1 protein-coding gene and 1 pseudogene are annotated in these 508 nt (G+C 40.9%); both read left to right on the top strand.

Features of this window, described 5'->3' with window-relative positions; genetic code table 11:
• Window positions 1-299, top strand: a pseudogene (locus tag J3L11_RS18975) (hypothetical protein); the annotation flags it as partial.
• Window positions 293-508 (top strand): hypothetical protein (locus J3L11_RS18970; protein WP_207572004.1); only part of this gene is annotated, 216 nt, incomplete at its 3' end. The pseudogene J3L11_RS18975 and the gene J3L11_RS18970, both read left to right, overlap by 7 nt.

The following is a 508-nucleotide window of genomic DNA, read 5'->3' as shown; positions in this document are numbered from 1 at the left end:
ATTCATTTATTCACCGCACAGTGATGTCATATTTTTCTGCATTTACAGAACGTTTCCCGCGTTCAAAAACACCTAATCAAGCCGATTTGTTGCTAAGTATTGCTGAAACGGCAGCGGTGTTAAATACGTCGATAGAACAGGTCTATCGGCTGTTGGAAGATGGTCTCTTAGTTAGTGCTAAACGGTTAGCATCGCATCAAAAAATTGAACCTCATGTTGGGCTATTTTATCTTCGACAAGTATTTGAATTGCGAACTAGCTTTGGGAGCATGGACGGAGTGTATATGTCGTCATGGTGAACATTGTCCCGCTTGAAACAGTATTGAATATTACTGACGTAAAAGAGCGTACTTCCCAGTTGAAACGCGGTTTCGCACTCCACTCTAGCATGCTTTTTGATGTATCAGGCCTAGAGCAAATAGCACTCGTCATTTTGATTAATTTGACGTGGTCAGCCAAAGATAAACCGGATGATCTGCTTGATAAACTAATCGCGAAAAAGCAATTA

Origin of the sequence: Shewanella sp. 4t3-1-2LB (assembly GCF_017368415.1) — a bacterium.
GTDB classification, from domain to species: Bacteria; Pseudomonadota; Gammaproteobacteria; order Enterobacterales; family Shewanellaceae; genus Shewanella; species Shewanella fodinae.
Note: the sequence above shows the minus strand (reverse complement) of the source record. Positions and strands in the feature narration are given on the sequence as shown.